The sequence below is a fragment of the Streptomyces sp. P9-A2 genome (genome assembly GCF_036634175.1).
Classification (GTDB): domain Bacteria; phylum Actinomycetota; class Actinomycetes; order Streptomycetales; family Streptomycetaceae; genus Streptomyces; species Streptomyces pratens.
In genome coordinates, this window is record NZ_JAZIFX010000001.1 from 5,360,810 (window position 1) to 5,378,336 (window position 17,527).

The 17,527-nt window shown below is 72.3% G+C and carries 18 protein-coding genes; 12 read left to right on the forward strand and 6 right to left on the reverse strand.

Annotated elements, in window-relative coordinates:
• Positions 1 to 33: 33 nt before the first annotated feature.
• A complete protein-coding gene (gene fdxA / locus V4Y04_RS24500) occupies positions 34 to 351 on the forward strand; it encodes a ferredoxin (protein ID WP_055572727.1) in 318 nt (105 codons plus the stop codon).
• 169 nt (positions 352 to 520) lie between these two features.
• On the forward strand, positions 521 to 1,618 hold the full coding sequence (locus V4Y04_RS24505; protein WP_332430469.1) for a bifunctional succinyldiaminopimelate transaminase/glutamate-prephenate aminotransferase: 1,098 nt from the start codon (positions 521 to 523) through the stop codon (positions 1,616 to 1,618).
• A 159-nt stretch (positions 1,619 to 1,777) separates the two neighbouring features.
• Here the strand turns inward: V4Y04_RS24505 and V4Y04_RS24510 are convergent, their stop codons facing one another.
• Positions 1,778 to 2,125: an ATP-binding protein gene (locus V4Y04_RS24510; protein ID WP_332430470.1), complete on the reverse strand. Its 348-nt coding sequence runs from the start codon at positions 2,123 to 2,125 to the stop codon at positions 1,778 to 1,780.
• A gap of 396 nt (positions 2,126 to 2,521) precedes the next feature.
• Positions 2,522 to 3,559 (reverse strand): heavy metal transporter, encoded by a 1,038-nt coding sequence (locus V4Y04_RS24515; RefSeq protein WP_443080075.1) that lies wholly within the window; start codon positions 3,557 to 3,559, stop codon positions 2,522 to 2,524.
• A gap of 82 nt (positions 3,560 to 3,641) precedes the next feature.
• On the opposite strand from V4Y04_RS24515, the gene dapE reads away from it, so the two are divergent.
• Both dapE and V4Y04_RS24525 read left to right on the forward strand, forming a co-directional pair.
• On the forward strand, positions 3,642 to 4,721 hold the full coding sequence (gene dapE / locus V4Y04_RS24520) for a succinyl-diaminopimelate desuccinylase (RefSeq protein ID WP_332430472.1): 1,080 nt from the start codon (positions 3,642 to 3,644) through the stop codon (positions 4,719 to 4,721).
• Between the two features lie 156 nt (positions 4,722 to 4,877).
• On the forward strand, positions 4,878 to 5,636 hold the full coding sequence (locus V4Y04_RS24525) for a TIGR00730 family Rossman fold protein (RefSeq protein WP_332430473.1): 759 nt from the start codon (positions 4,878 to 4,880) through the stop codon (positions 5,634 to 5,636).
• Between the two features lie 412 nt (positions 5,637 to 6,048).
• Here V4Y04_RS24525 and folP read toward each other — a convergent pair whose 3' ends face one another.
• Positions 6,049 to 6,909 carry a dihydropteroate synthase gene (folP, locus tag V4Y04_RS24530; RefSeq protein WP_332432986.1) on the reverse strand — a complete coding sequence of 287 codons (861 nt, stop codon included), beginning with the start codon at positions 6,907 to 6,909 and terminating at the stop codon, positions 6,049 to 6,051.
• Between the two features lie 140 nt (positions 6,910 to 7,049).
• On the opposite strand from folP, the gene V4Y04_RS24535 reads away from it, so the two are divergent.
• Positions 7,050 to 7,406 carry a DivIVA domain-containing protein gene (locus V4Y04_RS24535; protein WP_332432987.1) on the forward strand — a complete coding sequence of 119 codons (357 nt, stop codon included), beginning with the start codon at positions 7,050 to 7,052 and terminating at the stop codon, positions 7,404 to 7,406.
• Positions 7,403 to 7,987: a DNA-3-methyladenine glycosylase I gene (locus V4Y04_RS24540; protein ID WP_332430474.1), complete on the forward strand. Its 585-nt coding sequence runs from the start codon at positions 7,403 to 7,405 to the stop codon at positions 7,985 to 7,987. The genes V4Y04_RS24535 and V4Y04_RS24540 overlap by 4 nt, the downstream gene beginning before the upstream one ends.
• 189 nt (positions 7,988 to 8,176) lie before the next feature.
• Here V4Y04_RS24540 and V4Y04_RS24545 read toward each other — a convergent pair whose 3' ends face one another.
• Complete coding sequence (locus tag V4Y04_RS24545; RefSeq protein ID WP_332430475.1) at positions 8,177 to 8,980, reverse strand: enoyl-CoA hydratase/isomerase family protein; 804 nt, start codon at positions 8,978 to 8,980, stop codon at positions 8,177 to 8,179.
• Positions 8,981 to 9,358: 378 nt separating this feature from the next.
• Here V4Y04_RS24545 and V4Y04_RS24550 point away from each other — a divergent pair, with 378 nt between their 5' ends.
• Positions 9,359 to 9,526 (forward strand): DUF3117 domain-containing protein, encoded by a 168-nt coding sequence (locus tag V4Y04_RS24550; RefSeq protein WP_003966491.1) that lies wholly within the window; start codon positions 9,359 to 9,361, stop codon positions 9,524 to 9,526.
• A 152-nt stretch (positions 9,527 to 9,678) separates the two neighbouring features.
• Here V4Y04_RS24550 and V4Y04_RS24555 read toward each other — a convergent pair whose 3' ends face one another.
• Positions 9,679 to 10,362, reverse strand: coding sequence for an O-methyltransferase (locus V4Y04_RS24555; protein ID WP_332430476.1), 684 nt, complete (start codon positions 10,360 to 10,362; stop codon positions 9,679 to 9,681).
• Between the two features lie 249 nt (positions 10,363 to 10,611).
• Here V4Y04_RS24555 and sigE point away from each other — a divergent pair, with 249 nt between their 5' ends.
• The 5 genes from sigE to V4Y04_RS24580 all read left to right on the forward strand — a co-directional run bounded on the left by sigE (position 10,612) and on the right by V4Y04_RS24580 (position 16,182).
• Complete coding sequence (gene sigE, locus V4Y04_RS24560; RefSeq protein WP_332432988.1) at positions 10,612 to 11,313, forward strand: RNA polymerase sigma factor SigE; 702 nt, start codon at positions 10,612 to 10,614, stop codon at positions 11,311 to 11,313.
• Positions 11,310 to 12,329 (forward strand): anti-sigma factor family protein, encoded by a 1,020-nt coding sequence (locus V4Y04_RS24565; protein WP_332430477.1) that lies wholly within the window; start codon positions 11,310 to 11,312, stop codon positions 12,327 to 12,329. The genes sigE and V4Y04_RS24565 overlap by 4 nt, the downstream gene beginning before the upstream one ends.
• Positions 12,330 to 12,534: 205 nt before the next feature.
• Complete coding sequence (locus V4Y04_RS24570; protein ID WP_332430478.1) at positions 12,535 to 14,550, forward strand: trypsin-like peptidase domain-containing protein; 2,016 nt, start codon at positions 12,535 to 12,537, stop codon at positions 14,548 to 14,550.
• A gap of 248 nt (positions 14,551 to 14,798) precedes the next feature.
• Positions 14,799 to 15,260: a sec-independent translocase gene (locus V4Y04_RS24575; RefSeq protein WP_332430479.1), complete on the forward strand. Its 462-nt coding sequence runs from the start codon at positions 14,799 to 14,801 to the stop codon at positions 15,258 to 15,260.
• A gap of 247 nt (positions 15,261 to 15,507) precedes the next feature.
• The gene (locus V4Y04_RS24580; RefSeq protein WP_332430480.1) at positions 15,508 to 16,182 is read left to right on the forward strand and encodes a hypothetical protein; all 675 of its coding nucleotides are present in this window, start codon (positions 15,508 to 15,510) and stop codon (positions 16,180 to 16,182) included.
• Between the two features lie 176 nt (positions 16,183 to 16,358).
• Here the strand turns inward: V4Y04_RS24580 and V4Y04_RS24585 are convergent, their stop codons facing one another.
• Entirely contained in the window at positions 16,359 to 17,492 is a 1,134-nt protein-coding gene (locus V4Y04_RS24585) for an Mrp/NBP35 family ATP-binding protein (protein ID WP_332430481.1), read from the reverse strand.
• Positions 17,493 to 17,527 lie beyond the last annotated feature (35 nt).

The window sequence follows — 17,527 nt, forward strand, 5'->3', positions numbered from 1 at the left end:
CCCGCCAGCGCCCTATCGAGGAGGAACGACAGCGTGACCTACGTCATCGCGCAGCCTTGTGTCGACGTGAAGGACAAGGCGTGCATCGAGGAGTGCCCGGTCGACTGCATCTACGAGGGCCAGCGGTCCTTGTACATCCACCCGGACGAATGCGTCGACTGCGGCGCCTGTGAACCGGTCTGCCCGGTCGAGGCCATCTTCTACGAGGACGACACTCCCGAGGAGTGGAAGGACTACTACAAGGCCAACGTCGAGTTCTTCGACGACCTCGGCTCGCCCGGCGGTGCCAGCAAGCTCGGGCTGATCGAGCGCGACCACCCGTTCATCGCCGCGCTGCCGCCGCAGGCGTAAGCACCCGGGCGGCCCGGAAGCGGCCCGCGCCCGCGCCGCCTCGGTCCCGTACGGCCTGATCGCCCCCGATCGGCGCCGTACGGGGCCGAGGCGTTTGCCGTACCGGCGTGTGCCGGCGTGTATCGAAGCGCACCGATGACAGCGCACGGATGAAAGTGAGCCAGTGACCGTGTCCGCAGTTTCCGAACGCTTGCCCACCTTCCCCTGGGACAAGCTCGAGCCGTACAAGAAGACGGCCGCCGCGCACCCCGACGGCATCGTCGACCTCTCCGTCGGCACCCCCGTCGACCCGGTCCCCGAGCCGATCCGCAAGGCCCTGACCGCCGCCGCGGACTCCCCGGGCTATCCCACGGTCTGGGGCACCCCGGAACTGCGTGACGCGCTCACCCGCTGGGTGGAGCGACGCCTGGGCGCCCGCGAGATGACCCACCACCATGTGCTGCCGGTCGTCGGCTCCAAGGAACTGGTCGCCTGGCTGCCCACCCAGCTGGGCCTCGGCCCCGGCGACCGGGTGGCGTACCCGCGCCTGGCCTATCCGACGTACGAGGTCGGCGCCCGCCTGGCCCGCGCGGAGTACGAGGCGTACGACGATCCGACCAAGCTGGACCCGACGGGTCTGAGGCTCCTCTGGCTGAACTCCCCGTCCAACCCCACGGGCCAGGTCCTCCCCAAGGCGGAGCTGACCCGGATCGTCGCCTGGGCCCGCGCGCACGGCGTCCTGGTCTTCTCCGACGAGTGCTACCTCGAACTGGGCTGGGACGCCGACCCGGTGTCGGTGCTGCACCCGGACGTCAACGGCGGCTCGTACGACGGCATCGTCGCCGTGCACTCGCTGTCCAAGCGGTCCAACCTCGCGGGCTACCGCGCCGCCTTCCTGGCCGGCGACCCGGCCGTCCTCGGCCCGCTGCTGCAGATCCGCAAGCACGGCGGCATGATGACCTCGGCGCCCACCCAGGCGGCCGTGGTGGCGGCCCTGGGCGACGACGAACACGTCCGCGTCCAGCGCGAGCGCTACACGGCCCGCCGCACCGCGCTGCGGATGGCCCTCCTGGGGCACGGCTTCCGCATCGAGCACAGCGAGGGCGGGCTCTACCTCTGGGCCACCCGCGACGAGTCCTGCTGGGACACCGTCGCCCGCCTCGCCGAGCTCGGCATCCTGGTCGCACCGGGCGACTTCTACGGCCCGGCCGGCGAGCGGTTCGTCCGCGTCGCCCTCACCGCCACGGACGAGCGGGTAAGGGCGGCGGTGGAACGCCTGAAGGCGTGACGCGAGGCAGTCGCACGGACGCCGACGGGGCCCGGGTTCTTCCTGGGCCCCGTCGGCATACATGGCGTACATGGCGTACATGGCGTACATGCGGTCCGGGCCGGCCGGGCCCGGACCCCCGTGGATCCGGACCCGGACCCGGACCCGGACCCGGTCGGGTCAGCCGAGCGGCAGCGCCGGGGCCGGGAGGGTCCGGGCGGTCGGCACGCCGTCCAGGGGGACGGCGTCGGTCGGCAACGTGCCCTCGGCGGCCTGGACCGCCACCGGCGCGGCCTGCCCGAGCGCCTGGCCGCCGGTGCCGCCCGCGGTCTCGGTGACGGCGTGCGCCGCGTCGTCCACGGTGCCGGTCGCGCCGGCCTGGTCCAGGGCGGTCAGACCGCCGACGTTCGGGGTGGCCGGCAGCCCGGGGGCCGCGGTGGCGGAACCGGCCGCACCGACCCCGGCGGCCGCTCCGGCGGCGACGAGCAGCGCGGCACGGGCGATCCGACGGGTCAGGGGGAGGGACATGGTGCTCCTTCGGCGGGAGAGAACGGTGAAACGTCCAGCCGAACCCGGCGGGTGGTCGGTCTCACGTCGATCTGGTCGATCTCCGGTCGTCGGCCTCCGGGCCCGGACGCAGTGACTACCGCTCGAAGGCCTGGAAGGTTGCGGTGGGGCGACGTAAAGAGTTGGCAACGGGTCGCATGATCGGGTACGCCGAAAAGCGGACGAACGGTATGTCGTTCGACGGGCTGCCGAATGGTTACAGCGCCCAAGCCCCAAGGAGCCCGGCGAAGCAGGGGCGAGAACGCGTAAACCCGCTCACCACGTCAACGCCCCGACCCTCGGAGCAACCTTCAAGGGTGAGTCGTCGGGCAACCGTGCGAGGGGCTGTACGGTCCACCGCGCGGCCTGCCGTGCGGGTTACTCCGCGGTCCGGATCACGACCGCGGAGTAACCCGCGCCGCCGTCCGCGCCCGCGGAGTTCTTGCCGTCCTCGTCGCCCTTGCCCTCGCCCTCGACCGGGGTCCACCGGCCGCCGTCGTCCCCGGCGGTCCACTCCCGCCCCGCGTACGACACCCGCTCCATGTGCAGCGCGGAGGCGTTGGCCACGGCCCAGTGCGCCAGCTGCCAGCCCTGAGCCCTGGCCTTCCGGCCCGGGTCCGCCTCGGTGGACACCGACAGCGTCATGGTCCGCCCGTCGGAGTCGGAACTGAAGCCGGTGCCGGAACCGGAGCCGGGGTCACCGTTCCGGGGGGTGGAGGGTACGGGGCTCGCCGCGTCGCCGACCTCGGCGCCGACCGGTTCCAGGGTGTCCCGCCCGAAGTCCCGGACCAGCGCGTCACGTACCGCGTCCGTCCCCGCCGCGCGGGTCGCCCCCGGACGGCCCGCGCAGGTCAGCGTGGCCTCCGAGTTGCCGGTCAGGGCGGCGGCCAGCAGGGTGGCGTCCGGCTCATGCTTGGCGTACGCCTGCGGGAAGCCGCTGAGCTGCACCCGCTGGGCGGCGACGGTGAGCGGCAGCCGGGTGTACCCCGGCACCTCCTCCAGCCCCTCGTAGAACTTCCCCGCGGAGTACGCCGGGTCCATGATCTCCTCCGGCGTGCCCCAGCCCTGCGAGGGGCGCTGCTGGAACAGGCCGAGCGAGTCACGGTCGCCGTAGTCGATGTTGCGCAGCGCCGATTCCTGGAGGGCCGTCGCCAGCGCGATCGCCACGGCCCGCTCGGGCAGGTCGCGGGCGGTGCCGACGGCGGTGATCGTCGCCGCGTTCACCGCCTGCTCGGGCGTGAACGCGTACGCGGCCCCGTCGTCCTTGCCGGACACGACCCGGCAACCCGGGCCGCTGGTGCCGCCCGTGTCGTACTGGACCACCAGATAACCGGCGATCCCGAGAAGTACCACGGAGGCCGTCCCGAAACGGAGGAAGCGGCCACGACGCCTGGAAGGAAGTGGTGACTCTGACACGCGTAACAAGGTACTGGAGAGTAGGAGCCGTGTGTTCCGGGTGTGGACAGTGGGCCCGGACCAGCGCGTTAGGGTCGTCGCCATGGCCGATACACCGCTTGACCTCACTCTGGACGCGGCACGCCTGACCGCGCGGCTCGTCGACTTCCCCTCCGTCAGCGGCACCGAGAAGCCGCTCGCCGACGCGATCGAATCCGCCCTGCGGCCCCTGCCGCACCTCACGGTCGACCGGTACGGCAACAACGTCGTGGCCCGTACGCACCTGGGACGCGAGGAGCGCGTGATCCTCGCCGGTCACATCGACACGGTCCCCATCGCGGACAACGTCCCCTCCCGGCTCGACGAGGACGGCGTGCTGTGGGGCTGCGGCACCAGCGACATGAAGGCGGGCGTGGCCGTACAGCTGCGCATCGCGGCCACCGTCCCCGCCCCCAACCGGGACCTCACCTTCGTCTTCTACGACAACGAGGAGGTCTCCGCGGACCTCAACGGCCTCAAGCACGTCGCCGAACAGCACCCCGACTGGCTGGAGGGTGACTTCGCGGTCCTCCTCGAGCCCACCGACGGCCAGGTCGAGGGCGGCTGCCAGGGCACGCTCCGGGTGCTGTTGAAGACCACCGGCGAGCGCGCCCACTCCGCGCGGAGCTGGATGGGCGCCAACGCGATCCACGCGGCATCCCCCGTCCTCGCCCGCCTCGCCTCCTACGAGCCGCGCCACCCGGTGATCGACGGTCTGGAGTACCGCGAGGGCCTGAACGCGGTGGGCATCTCCGGAGGCGTCGCCGGCAACGTCATCCCCGACGAGTGCGTCGTCGCCGTCAACTTCCGCTACGCCCCCGACCGCTCCGAGGCCGAGGCCCTCGCCCACGTCCGCGAGGTCTTCGCGGACTGCGGCGTGAGCGAGTTCGTCGTCGACGACCACAGCGGCGCGGCCCTGCCCGGCCTCTCCCACCCGGCGGCGGCCGCCTTCATCGAGGCGGTCGGCGGCACCCCCCAGCCCAAGTACGGCTGGACGGACGTCTCCCGCTTCTCGGCCCTCGGCATCCCGGCGGTCAACTACGGCCCCGGCAACCCGCACCTGGCGCACAAGCGGGACGAACGCGTCGAGACGGCGAAGATCCTCGCGGGGGAGGAGCGGCTGCGGTCCTGGCTGACCGCGTGAGCACACCACCCCGGCGGGGCGTTTGGAACGCTGTCCCGCGGACATGCTGACGTCCCCCGGACGTAACCCTCGTGGATCTACGCTGAGGTGGAATGACCTCTCCCCGTCCTCTCGGCGATCTCCCGAGCCGGGGAGACCGGAACGGAGGGAGCACATATGGCTACTGGCAACCCCGAGGGCAAGCAGGTTCCACCGGAGGAGCAGCGGCTGGGCCCGGTACTCCGCAGGCGGGGCCAGGTCCAGACGAGCACCACGGACCAGCGGCTGCTGGACGGGCGTGCCCCCTCGGACTGGGTGCACACCGACCCCTGGCGGGTGCTGCGCATCCAGTCGGAGTTCATCGAGGGGTTCGGCGCACTCGCCGAGCTGCCCCCCGCCATCAGCGTCTTCGGCTCGGCCCGCACACCGGCGACCTCGCCGGAGTACGACGCCGGCGTCCGGCTGGGCCGGGGCCTGGTCGAGGCGGGCTTCGCCGTCGTCACCGGCGGCGGCCCCGGCGCCATGGAGGCGGCCAACAAGGGCGCCTGCGAGGCCGACGGCGTCTCGGTCGGCCTCGGTATCGAGCTGCCCTTCGAGCAGGGGCTCAACAGCTACGTCGACATCGGCCTGAACTTCCGGTACTTCTTCGTCCGCAAGCTGATGTTCGTCAAGTACTCGCAGGGCTTCGTCGTCCTGCCCGGCGGCCTCGGCACCCTCGACGAACTCTTCGAGGCGCTGACCCTGGTCCAGACGCAGAAGATCACCCAGTTCCCCGTCGTCCTGTTCGGCACCGAGTACTGGGGCGGCCTGGTCGACTGGCTGCGCGGCACGGTCATCGCCCAGGGCAAGGCGGCCGAGAAGGACCTCCTCCTCTTCCACGTCACGGACGACGTGGACGAAGCGGTGTCCCTGGTGTCCAAGGAAGCGGGCCGCTGAGCAGGCGAGCCCTCCACGCCTTGCCCCGCCCTCACCCACTGACCGGCGCGTGGACCGGAGGCCTCCTCGACAGCCCCCTCCCGCCCTGCCGAGCGACACGTGGGCCCCGGGCGGCCGCCCCCCGGCCCCCCGGGGCCCCGCAGGACGACCGGAGGGGCCCCGGGGGGCCGGGGGAGGTACTTCTGATCCCTGCCGAGCGGCGTGCGGGCCGGGGCCTTTCCCGACCCACCGTGTGACGGTCCGGGCCCTGGGGTCACTTTTCGATCCACCGAGTCGGGCGGTGGGTGGGCACAGGGCGGGGTCCAGGGGCAGAGCCCCCGGCTGGGTGTGGGGCGGAGCCCCATGCCCGGGGTCCAGGGACGCCGGTCATGGAAACGGGCTCAGGGGCAGAACCGTCACCCGGGGCGGAGCCCTACGCGAGCCCCCGCCGGGCCACCGCAGGGGCACGGTGGCCCGCGATGGACGCCACCATGTCCAGCACCTGCCGCGTCTCCGCCACCTCGTGCACCCGGTACACCCGCGCCCCCAGCCACGCCGACACCGCGGTCGTCGCAAGCGTCCCCAGCACCCGCTCCTTGACCGGCCGGTCCAGGGTCTCCCCGACGAAGTCCTTGTTGGACAGGGACACCAGCACCGGCCACCCGGTGGCGACCATCTCGTCCAGCCGCCGCGTCGCCTCGAGACTGTGCCGGGTGTTCTTGCCGAAGTCGTGCCCGGGATCGATCATCACCGACTCCCGCGGCACGCCCAGGGACACCGCGCGCTCCGCCAGCCCCAGCGTCCGCTCGAGGATGTCGGCCATCACGTCCTCGTACTCCACCCGGTGCGGCCGGGTCCGTGGCAGTGCGCCTCCCGCGTGGGTGCACACCAGCCCCGTGCCGTACCGCGCGGCGACCTCCGCGAGCCGCGGATCGACCCCGCCCCAGGCATCGTTCAGGACGTCCGCCCCCACCTCGCACACGGCCTCGCCGATCTCGTGCCGCCAGGTGTCCACGCTGATCACGACGTCCGGGAAACGCCGCCGCACCTCGGCGACGAAACCGACCGTGCGTCGTGCCTCCTCCTCCGCGGAGACCTCCTCGCCCGGCCCGGCCTTCACCCCGCCGATGTCGATGATCGCGGCGCCCTCGGCCACCGCCTGCTCCACGCGCGTGAGCGCCGGTTCGTCGCGGAAGGTCGCGCCCCGGTCGTAGAAGGAGTCGGGGGTCCGGTTCACGATCGCCATGATCACCGGCTCGTGCGGTGCGAATTCCCGCCTGCCCAGCCTGAGCATCCCCAAAGACCTCTTCTCGTCGGTGCGGTCCGACGGCCGTCCCGGCCGCCTGTGACCCTGACTGTCAGACTCGCATGGCACGATCGGAGCCACACATCCGACTCCGGCTCGATCCAACCCTGGGGACCACAGCGATGGTTATGTTCCTGTTCCTGGTCGTCGCGCTCGCCGTCGTGGTCGCCGCGGTGACCCTCGCCGTGGTGGGCGGCGGCGAGAGCGGCCCGCTGCCCGACGCGGCCCCCGACCGGCTGAGGGACACCCTGCCGCTGGACCGCCCGGTCAGCCGCGCGGACGTGGACGGTCTTCGCTTTCCCCTCGCCGCGCGCGGCTACCGCATGGACGACGTGGACGACGCGCTGAGCCGCCTCGGCGCCGAGCTCGCCGAGCGCGACGCCCGGATCGCCGACCTGGAATCCGCGCTGGCCGGTGCCCGTGCCGTCGCGGCCCACCTCGCCCTGGACAAGCCCGCCGCGCGCCAGGAGGGCGACCAGCTGTGACCGACGGGGCCGCCCTCGCGGGTCCGGACGGCGCACCGCGCTGCCCCTGGGCCCTGTCCACCGAGGACTACATCGCCTACCACGACGAGGAGTGGGGCCGCCCGGTCCACGGGGACGACGCCCTGTTCGAGCGCCTCAGCCTGGAGGCCTTCCAGTCCGGCCTGTCGTGGATCACGATCCTGCGCCGCCGTCCGGGCTTCCGCAGCGCCTTCGCCGGCTTCCGGATCGCGGCCGTCGCGGAGTTCACCGACGCCGACCGGGAACGCCTGCTGGCCGACGCCGGCATCATCCGCAACCGCGCCAAGATCGACGCGACCCTGGGCAACGCACGCGTGCTGGCCGGGTGGGCGCCCGGCGACCTGGACGCCCTGATCTGGTCGCACGCACCCGACCCGGCAGGCCGCCCGGCACCGGTGACCCTCGCCGACGTGCCCGCGATCACACCCGAGTCGACGGCGCTGTCCAAGGCCCTGAAGAAGCAGGGCCTGCGCTTCGTCGGCCCGACCACGGCCTACGCGCTGATGCAGGCCTGCGGCCTGGTCGACGACCACCTGAAGGACTGCGCGGCCCGACAGCCCTGACCCCTCGAAGGCGAGCAGGCCACGCCGCAGACGGCCCCGGGCCTGTCGCCCGGGGCCTGCCCCTTCCGGATCTGCCGCTCCCGGGTCTGCCCCTTCCGGGTCTGCCCCTTCCGGGTCTGCCGCCCCGGGTCTGTCATTCCCGGACCTGTCGCCCCGGGCCCGTCGCTCCTGGATCTGCCACCCCCGGAGTCAGCGGCCCTGGTACTTCGGCTTCTCCTTGTTGACGAAGGCCTGCACGGCGATCGTGTGGTCCTCGGAGGCGCCCGCCCGGGTCTGGAGCTCGTCCTCCTTCTCCAGGGCCTCCTCCAGGGAGTGGGTGAGCCCGTACGCCACCGACTCCTTGAGTGCCGCGTACGCCACCGTGGGCCCCGCGGCCAGCGCCCGCGCCGTCTTCTCCGCCTCCGCGCGCAGTTCGGCGGCCGGGACCAGCCGGTTCGCGATCCCGAGGTCGTACGCCTCCTGGGCCGTGATGCTGCGGGGGAAGAGCAGCAGGTCGGTGGCGCGGCTCGGGCCGACGACCCGCGGCAGCGTCCAGGAGATACCGGAGTCCGCGGTCAGCGCGACCCCGGCGAACGACGTGTTGAACGCCGCCGTGTCGGCCACGATCCGGTAGTCCGCCGCCAGCGCGAAGCCGAAGCCCGCCCCGGCCGCCACCCCGTTCACCGCGGCGACCACCGGTTTCGCGGCCCCGGCGAGCGCCTTCACGATCGGGTTGTAGTGCTCGCGCACCGTACTCATCGTGCGCCCGCCGCCGTCCTCCCGGTCGGCGACCAGCAGCCCGATGTGCTCCTTGAGGTCCTGCCCGACGCAGAACGCCCGGTCGCCGGCGGCGGTCAGCAGTACGGCCCGCACACCCTCGTCGTCCGCGGCGGCCCGGACCGCGTCCCGGAGAGCGGCCTTCGCCGCCACGTTCAGCGCGTTCATCGCCTCCGGGCGGTTCAGCGTGATCGTCGCGAGTCCGTCGCTCACCTCGTAGAGCACGGTGTCGGCCATGGTGTATCCCTCCGCGTCGCGGCTCGTGGACCTACCCGTCAGTACGTCCCTGTGCAGGACAGCATGACGGAGATCGCCGGCGCCGGTGCGGAGCCCGTGTGTGACCTGCGTCAAAGAATTCCGGTCCGATTTTCTTAGGGGGAGTGGCGTAAGAGGGCGCAGTATCGCAGCCACATCGCCGAATTGAGTGGTTTTGCTCGCGCGCGTTGCCCAAGCGATGCCGACCGATGTTGGTCATCGGGTCCTGAGATGCGGGATAATGGCCTGGAAGCAATGTGTTCGATGCCGGTGGCGTGTGTCCTGCTTCAAGGACCGCAGGTGCCCTTCAGTGGGCCGTCGGCTAGACGGTTGAGCTGGGTTTCAGGAAGGGGAACGAGCATGGCGGCCATGAAGCCGCGGACGGGTGACGGCCCGCTCGAGGTGACCAAGGAGGGGCGGGGCATCGTCATGCGCGTTCCGCTCGAAGGCGGCGGGCGGCTCGTCGTCGAGCTGACCCCGGATGAGGCCGACGCGCTCGGCGATGCTCTCAAGAAGGTCGTCGGCTGACGCGCAAGCGACCCTACCCTTTCAGTTGCCCCGGTGCCGTATACGGCACCGGGGCAACTGTTTGCCCAGGTCGGAGCGGTGTCGGAGAGGTCCGCCACCGTTTCTCGTCCGATGCGCGTCCGGAGCCGTCCGCTACCGCTTCACCACGTGCGCTACCGCTTCACCACACAGAGCAGGCCGTCACCCACGGGCAGCAGGGACGACACCAGTTCCTGGCTCTCGCGCAGGGCCCGCACCAGTTCCCGCAGCCGCAGCACCTCGGTGGGCTGCGGACCGGAGTCCACCGTCCGGCCGCTCGCGAAGACCCCTTCGAAGGCGACCAGGCCTCCCGGGCGCAGCAGACGCAACGATTCCGCGAGATAGTCCTGGTACTCGAGCCGGTCCCCGTCGCAGAAGACGAGGTCGTAGCCGGAGTCCGCGAGGCGGGGCAGGACGTCCAACGCCCGTCCGGGGATGAAACGGGCCCTGTTGGCGGCGAAGCCCGCCGTGCGGAAGGCCTGACGGGCGGACTGCTGATGCTCCGGTTCCTGGTCGACCGTGGTCAGCACACCGTCCGGCCGCATCCCGTGCAGCAGGTGGATCCCGGAGACGCCGCAGCCGGTGCCGATCTCCGCGACCGCCTTGGCGTCCGCGGTGGCCGCGAGCAACCGCAGGGCCGCACCCGTACCGGGCGACACCGAGCGCAGCCCTGCCTCCTGGGCCCGGTCCCGGGCCCAGTGCAGCGCCTCGTCCTCGGCGACATAGGCGTCCGCGAACGCCCAGCTCGTCTGCCGGTTGGCGGTAATGGCCCTCTCCCGTCCCCGTGGTTGCCTCGGCGTGACTTTATCCGTTGACACCGGGAACCCACTGATGGGACCGGACGTTTACAGGGAAGAGCGAGCGGCGTGTGCCGTGGAGGGGGTGGGCGTATGAGCGGGAACACCGAGCAAGTGCTGACGCGGGCCCACGAGCCGTGGCAGCGCACATCAATTTCTCGTAAAACCGCTTATCCGGAGCTAACGGGCGAGGTGGCTATGGTAGGGGCTCCACTGGACACCACCAGAGCCGATAGGGGAGGTGCGGCTGCGCCTATGGATCGGGGAGGAGTGCTGAGGCGCTTCCTTGGATCGGCGGGCAGGCCGAAATCCGTGAACGACACCGCTGCTGACCACAGCCACGCCGCCGAGCCGGCCCAGACCGCGAGCTTCTCCACCGACGCGGACGGGCAGGCGTGGACTCCGCCCACGTGGGAGGAGATCGTCAGCACGCACAGCGGCCGGGTCTACCGGCTCGCCTACCGCCTCACCGGTAACCAGCACGACGCGGAGGACCTCACCCAGGAGGTCTTCGTCCGCGTCTTCCGCTCCCTGTCGACATACACACCGGGCACCTTCGAGGGCTGGCTGCACCGCATCACGACCAACCTCTTCCTGGACATGGTGCGCCGCAAGCAGCGCATCCGTTTCGACTCGCTGGGCGACGACGCGGCCGAGCGGCTCCCCAGCAAGGAGCCCACCCCCCAGCAGGTCTTCAACGACACTCACTTCGACGCGGACGTCCAGCAGGCCCTCGACACGCTCGCGCCCGAATTCCGCGCCGCGGTCGTCCTCTGCGACATCGAGGGACTGTCGTACGAGGAGATCGCCGCGACCCTCGGCGTCAAGCTCGGCACGGTCCGGTCCCGGATCCACCGCGGGCGCTCCCAGCTGCGCAAGGCCCTCGCTCACCGCTCGCCCCAGGCGCGCACGGAGCGCCGCTCCTTCGCGCCGCGTGTTCCCGCACTGGGAGGAGGGGGCGCGAGCACGTGAGCGGTTCACGTCCGAAACCTGCCGAAGGACACCTCGCAGAGGAGCACCTGGGAGACCGGCTTTCCGCCCTGGTGGACGGAGAGCTCGGTCATGACGCGCGCGAGCGCGTACTGGCGCACGTCGCCACCTGCGCGAAGTGCAAGTCGGAGCTGGACGCGCAGCGCCGCCTGAAGAACGTCTTCGCGCAAGCCGCGCCCCCGCCCCCGTCCGAGAGCTTCCTGGCCCGGCTCCAGGGTCTTCCGGCGGGCGGAGACCTCGGCGGCGGCTCGCCACTGGACGACGCAGGGCTGCCGGGCGACCTGTCCGTGCAGCTCGGTCGGCTGCCTGGACCCTTCGGGACCGGCGGTAGGCGCGGTGAGCGGTTCGAGTTCGCCTACACGCCCGCCCGGCGCCCCTCCTCCCTGCTCCCGTCTTCGTCGGACGCGGGGCCGGCGGACCGGGGCTTCCGTATCCATGAGGTCGGCCGGCACGAGCAGGACCGGTCCTCCTCGCGCGGGATGCGCTTCGCCGCCGCCGCGGCGGGAGCGGTGTCCCTCGCGGCGATCGCCCTCGGTGGTGTCGTCACCCTCACACCCGTCGACGCGGAGGTCCGCGGCTCGGGCAGCGGCAGCAATGTGACCCCGCTGCGCACCCAGGGCAGCGCAGCGGCGGCGACGCCCGATTCCCAGCGCCGCCGTGGCTCCGCCCCCCTGCTGGGCCAGTTGCAGGGCCAGAGCACACGGGGCGGAACCCCGGCCGTCCCGACCCAGGCGTCCGCGCCGCTGCTCCCGGGGGCCCCACCGTCCGCTCCCCGGGGGCACAGCCCCCTGGCGGCCACCCCCGTCACGGCCGACGCCGCCCCGATGGCTCCGCTGATACCGCCGTTGTCCCTGACCGAGTGGGAGACGACCCCGGGGCTCAGGACCCCCGGCGGCTTCCCCACCGCCGAGGCCTCGTCGTCCCCCAATACCCCCACTTCCTCCACGCCCTCCGGCGGCGCGACCGCGGCTCCCGCCCCGCCGCTTCCTCCCGCATGATCAGCAGACCGGTGCACCGGTCTGCGTACCGGCCTGCGCGCCGGTCTGTGTACCGCACCCGTCCGCTGCGCACGGGCGTGCGAACCTGATTGAATCCAGGTGGCGCGCCCGAGTCCATGGAGCCGGGTGCCGGACCAGGAGCTCCGAGCCGCGGAAGCGTACGGAGTCACCGATTCGACGATCTGCGGCCGGCTGTGGGGAGAGCATGAACGAGGGAAAGCCCCCGAAGGCGAGCCCATCGGGGGAGCAGGAACAGTCGGCCGAACCGGACCGGGACGGAGACTTCGAGCTGGAGCGACCCACGCCGCCGGGCGGCATCGCCGGCTCCGACGGCCCGGGCGGCGCGGACCTCACCGACGGTGCCGGTCCGGATCCCGCCCCGGTGGACGCACCGAAGGAAGCGGACTTCGAACTCGCCCGGCCCGCCGGGTCCTTGGCCGAAACCGAGGGTGACTACGAACTGCGCCGGCCCCTGAAGGTCGAGAGGACGGAAGCCGGCCTGCCCGCGGAAGGCGCCGCACCCGCGGGAGTTGTCGAGCCTCGCGAGTCCGACGTGGCCGCGGAGCCCGCAGGGTCCACGGATCCCGCGGAGTCCTCCGGGCGCTCCGGGTTCTCCGAGTCCGTCGTACCCGGGTCCGTCGTACCCGGTTCCTTCGGAGACCGGTCCGAGCAGCCCCGGCCGTTGCACGACCCCGACCCCTACAGCACCCCGCCGTACGGTGAGCCGGGGCCCTGGGCGCCCGCGCCCCCTGTTCAGCATCCGGCGGCAACTCCCGCGCAGGACACGTCGATTCCCGCTCCGGGAGCGTCCCCGACGGCGGGCACACTGCCGCACGGCATGCCCGTGCCCGGTGCGCCGGAAGCTGCTGCCGCTGCCACCGTCCCGCCCGCGCCCGGTGCCTCCGGACCGGGCGCCCCGGACGCGAGCCACCCCACACCCGCACCCGCGGTCGAACCCGCGCCCATGCTCCCGGCCCCGGGCGCTCCGGCAGTGGAGAGCCAGGCGCCGGCCGACCCCTGGCAGCGTTACGACCCCTGGGCCGCCGCCGCGGCGAGTACCCCGTTGCAGCAGATCGGGGGCGCGGTCGACACGGAGGACGGGCGGCGCAAGCGGGCCAGGAGGAAGCTCGTCGGCCTCATGCTGCTGGTCGCGCTCCTCTCGGGCAGCGTCGGCGGAATCGTCGGCACCCAGCTGGAACGCGGCGGCGGTGTGGGCGCCGTGGAACTCCCGCAGGCCGAGGAGGAACCCGCCGGGCGGGAACCCGGAAGCATCGCAGGGATCGCCGCGCAGGCCCTGCCCAGCGTCGTCACCCTGCACGTCAGCGGCGCGGCGTCGGCGGGCACCGGCACCGGATTCGTGCTCGACGGACGCGGACACATCCTCACCAACGACCACGTCGTGCAGCCCGCCGGACGCGACGGCGAGATCACCGTGACCTTCCACAGCGGCGACACCGCCGAGGCCACGGTCGTCGGCCGGGACAGCGGCTACGACCTCGCCGTGGTGAAGGTCAAGGGCGTCAGCGGGCTGGCTCCCCTGCCCCTCGGCAACTCGGACAACGTGCAGGTGGGCGACCCCGTCGTCGCCATCGGCGCCCCCTTCGACCTGGCCGGCACGGTCACCGCCGGCATCATCAGCGCGCGCGAACGCCCCATCACGGCGGGCGGCGGGCAGGGCGACGGCAGTGACGTGTCGTACGTCGACGCCCTGCAGACCGACGCGCCGATCAACCCCGGCAACTCCGGCGGCCCCCTGCTCGACGCCGAGGGCCGCGTGATCGGCATCAACTCCGCCATCCGCTCCGCAGCCGACGGCGGAGGTGACGCCGAGGGCGGCCAGGCCGGTTCCATAGGCCTCGGCTTCGCCATCCCGATCAACCAGGGCAAGCGCGTCGCCGAGGAGCTGATCAACAACGGCAGGGCGACCCACCCGGTGATCGGCATCACCCTGGACATGGACTACGCCGGCGACGGCGCCCAGGTCGGGACCGAGGGCAGCGACGGCGGGCCCCCGGTCGGCACCGGCGGGCCCGGGGACAAGGCCGGGATCAAGGCCGGCGACGTCATCACGAAGGTCGACGGGCAGCGCGTCCACTCCGGTGAGGAACTCATCGTCAAGACCCGCGCACACCGCCCCGGAGACCGGCTGGAGCTCACCCTGGAGCGGGACGGCAAGGAGCGGGAGGTCTCGCTGGTCCTCGGCTCCTCCGGCGGCGACTAGACATCGGTCGGCACGACGGCCGGGACGGCAGCGCGGGGACACGGGAGGCGTGGCAGGCACGGAAAGGCGAACAGCCGGCGAAGACCGTACCCGTCACGCATCCGGAGGCCCCGGCACAGTACCGGCCGTACGGGGAGGCCGGGTACCGTGGACCCGGCCCGGACCACGGAAGACCGCACGGATGCACGGACGCACGGACGCACTGACCGCCGAGGGCCGAGGGCCGAGGACATCGCAAGGAGCTTCAGGTGTTCAATGACATAGGACCGCTCGAGCTGGTGACGCTCGTCATCCTCGCCGTGCTCGTCTTCGGTCCGGACAAGCTCCCCAAGGTCATCCAGGACGTGACCAGGACGATCCGGAAGATCCGCGACTTCTCGGACAGCGCCAAGCAGGACATCCGCGAGGAACTGGGCCCGGAGTTCAAGGACTTCGAGTTCGAGGACCTCAACCCCAAGACGTTCATCCGCAAGCAGATGGACAACGACGACCTGGGGCTCAAGGAGATCCGCAGCGGCTTCGACCTGAAGAAGGAGATGGCCGAGGTCACGGACGCCGTCCAGGGCCGCGACCCCGAGTCCTCCGCATCTTCCCCGGCGTCCTCCGCATCCTCCTCGGCTTCCTCCGAGGGAGGCCGCCTCGATATGACGAAGAAGCCCGAGAAGACGGTCGCCGACGATCGTCCGCCCTTCGACTCGGATGCCACCTGAGCCTCGCCCGGCGCGGCCGCGGTCGGCTGCGTGGGGGCGTACGCCCCCATGTGTGTGACGCGTTTCATACTCCGCCGGAGCCCGCACGGCCCGAACCGGACGTCCAGGCGGCCCACGCGCCGGGCGGTCTCCCGGGCACGCACCCACGAGGTGGCTATGCTGCCCCAGTTGTTGTGCGGTCCGGACGAGTACGCCCGAAGGGGGGCGGGCCGCCCCCGGTCCGACGAGAGCGAGGAGGCGTCCGGACATGGAGACGACGAGTCGGGCAGTCGCGCAGGCGCCGGCCGCGGAGGACGGACGGCCGGCCCCCTCCGCCCGGCGTACGGTCGACGGCTACCTGAGCGCGCCCTTCCCGTGGTACGGCCTCGACGAGGCGTTCACGGGGCGGCGCTGGCTGATGCAGGTCGGCACCGCGGCGGACGGGTCCGTCGAGCACGGATCGATCGGGCACGGTGACGAGCCCTCGGTGCGCAGCGAGTACACGGCCCAGAGCGGCCAGGAGACCAAGGAGAAGTTCGCGGTCGCCGTGACGGTGGCCGCCCACCCGGTGCGCCGCAGCGCGGACGGCACCGGCCTGATGGAGGCCACCTCCGTGTCCTCCGCGGCCTGGCTCGCCGGAGTGGGGCTGCTGTCGTTCACCTGGCCGGGCCAGATGGACCACTCCCTGCGCGACGACTGGCTGGAGCAGCAGACGGAGACGGCCTGGGTGCTGGCGGACGACCTCGACGGACCGGACTGGTCGATGCTGTCCCTCCCCGTGGACGGGGTGCCGACGCCGTTCCACTACCGGGAGTCCGAGTTCGGCTGGGTGCTCGCGGGATCTACGCGGGCGGGCCTGCACGTCGGTGCGTACGGCCGGGGCATGAGCGCGTACGGCCTGGGCTTCGCCGTGGTCAAGGACATCACCGCCTACGCGTCCTGAGCGGGAGCGTACGGGCCGGGGGGAGCCATGCGGCTCGGGGGAGCATGCGGCCCGGTCCGAGCCGCGGAACGCGGTACCGCCGTCCCCGCACGGCGAAGGGCGCCGCCCCGAAGGACGGCGCCCCGGCCGGACGCGGCACAGCGGCTCTCAGGGCCCCGTACGGGCGCCTGGAGCGCTCAGAACTTGTTCCGGGGCGTGATGCCCAGCGCCAGGCCCGCCAGGCCGCGCTGACGCCCGCCGAGCTTGCCGGCGATCGAGCGGAGCGCCGAACCCGCGGGGGACTCCGGGTCGGACAGGACGACCGGCCGGCCCTCGTCGCCGCCCTCGCGCAGGCGCAGGTCGATGGGGATGGAACCGAGCACCGGGACGTTGGCCCCCGTGGTGCGGGTCAGGCCGTCGGCCACCGACTGGCCGCCACCGGTGCCGAAGACGTCGACCATCTCGTCGCAGTGCGGGCAGGGCAGACCGGACATGTTCTCGACCACGCCGACGATCTTCTGGTGGGTCTGCACGGCGATGGAGCCCGCACGCTCGGCCACCTCGGCCGCCGCCTGCTGAGGTGTGGTGACGACCAGGATCTCGGCGTTCGGCACGAGCTGCGCGACCGAGATCGCGATGTCACCGGTGCCCGGCGGCAGGTCGAGCAGCAGTACGTCCAGGTCGCCCCAGTACACGTCCGCCAGGAACTGCTGCAGCGCGCGGTGCAGCATCGGGCCGCGCCACACCACCGGCGCGTTGCCCGGGGTGAACATGCCGATGGAGATGACCTTCACGCCGTGCGCGGACGGCGGCATGATCATGTTCTCGACCTGGGTCGGACGTCCGTCGGCACCCAGCATGCGCGGCACCGAGTGACCGTAGATGTCGGCGTCCACGACGCCCACCTTCAGGCCGTCGGCCGCCATCGCCGCCGCCAGGTTCACCGTCACCGACGACTTGCCCACCCCGCCCTTGCCGGAGGCGACCGCGTACACCCGGGTCAGACTGCCCGGCTTCGCGAAGGGCACCTCGCGCTCGGCCTGGCCGCCGCGCAGGGCGTTCGCCAGCTCCTTGCGCTGCTCGTCGCTCATCACGTCCAGCGTGACGTCGACCCGCGTGACCCCTTCGACCCGGGAGACCGCGTCCGTCACCCGCTGTGTGATCGTGTCCCGCATCGGACAGCCGGAGACCGTCAGGTACACGGCGACCGCGACCGCTCCGTCCGCCCCGATCTCCACCGACTTGACCATCCCGAGTTCGGTGAGGGGCCGGTTGATCTCGGGGTCGTTCACTGTCGCCAGTGCCTCGCGCACCGCGTCTTCCGTAGCCATGGTGTCGATGGTACGGCGCCCCGCGCGTCCCCCGG

What these genes read in the sequence shown, in the direction of transcription:
- V4Y04_RS24585 (WP_332430481.1), bottom strand. Translation starts at nt 17,492, where the DNA reads ATGGCTACGGAAGACGCGGTGCGCGAGGCACTGGCGACAGTGAACGAC.
- dapE (WP_332430472.1), top strand. Translation starts at nt 3,642, where the DNA reads ATGGCCGATACACCGCTTGACCTCACTCTGGACGCGGCACGCCTGACC.
- V4Y04_RS24570 (WP_332430478.1), top strand. Translation starts at nt 12,535, where the DNA reads ATGAACGAGGGAAAGCCCCCGAAGGCGAGCCCATCGGGGGAGCAGGAA.
- V4Y04_RS24545 (WP_332430475.1), bottom strand. Translation starts at nt 8,980, where the DNA reads ATGGCCGACACCGTGCTCTACGAGGTGAGCGACGGACTCGCGACGATC.
- V4Y04_RS24525 (WP_332430473.1), top strand. Translation starts at nt 4,878, where the DNA reads ATGGCTACTGGCAACCCCGAGGGCAAGCAGGTTCCACCGGAGGAGCAG.
- V4Y04_RS24535 (WP_332432987.1), top strand. Translation starts at nt 7,050, where the DNA reads ATGTTCCTGTTCCTGGTCGTCGCGCTCGCCGTCGTGGTCGCCGCGGTG.
- V4Y04_RS24580 (WP_332430480.1), top strand. Translation starts at nt 15,508, where the DNA reads ATGGAGACGACGAGTCGGGCAGTCGCGCAGGCGCCGGCCGCGGAGGAC.
- V4Y04_RS24550 (WP_003966491.1), top strand. Translation starts at nt 9,359, where the DNA reads ATGGCGGCCATGAAGCCGCGGACGGGTGACGGCCCGCTCGAGGTGACC.
- V4Y04_RS24510 (WP_332430470.1), bottom strand. Translation starts at nt 2,125, where the DNA reads ATGTCCCTCCCCCTGACCCGTCGGATCGCCCGTGCCGCGCTGCTCGTC.
- folP (WP_332432986.1), bottom strand. Translation starts at nt 6,909, where the DNA reads ATGCTCAGGCTGGGCAGGCGGGAATTCGCACCGCACGAGCCGGTGATC.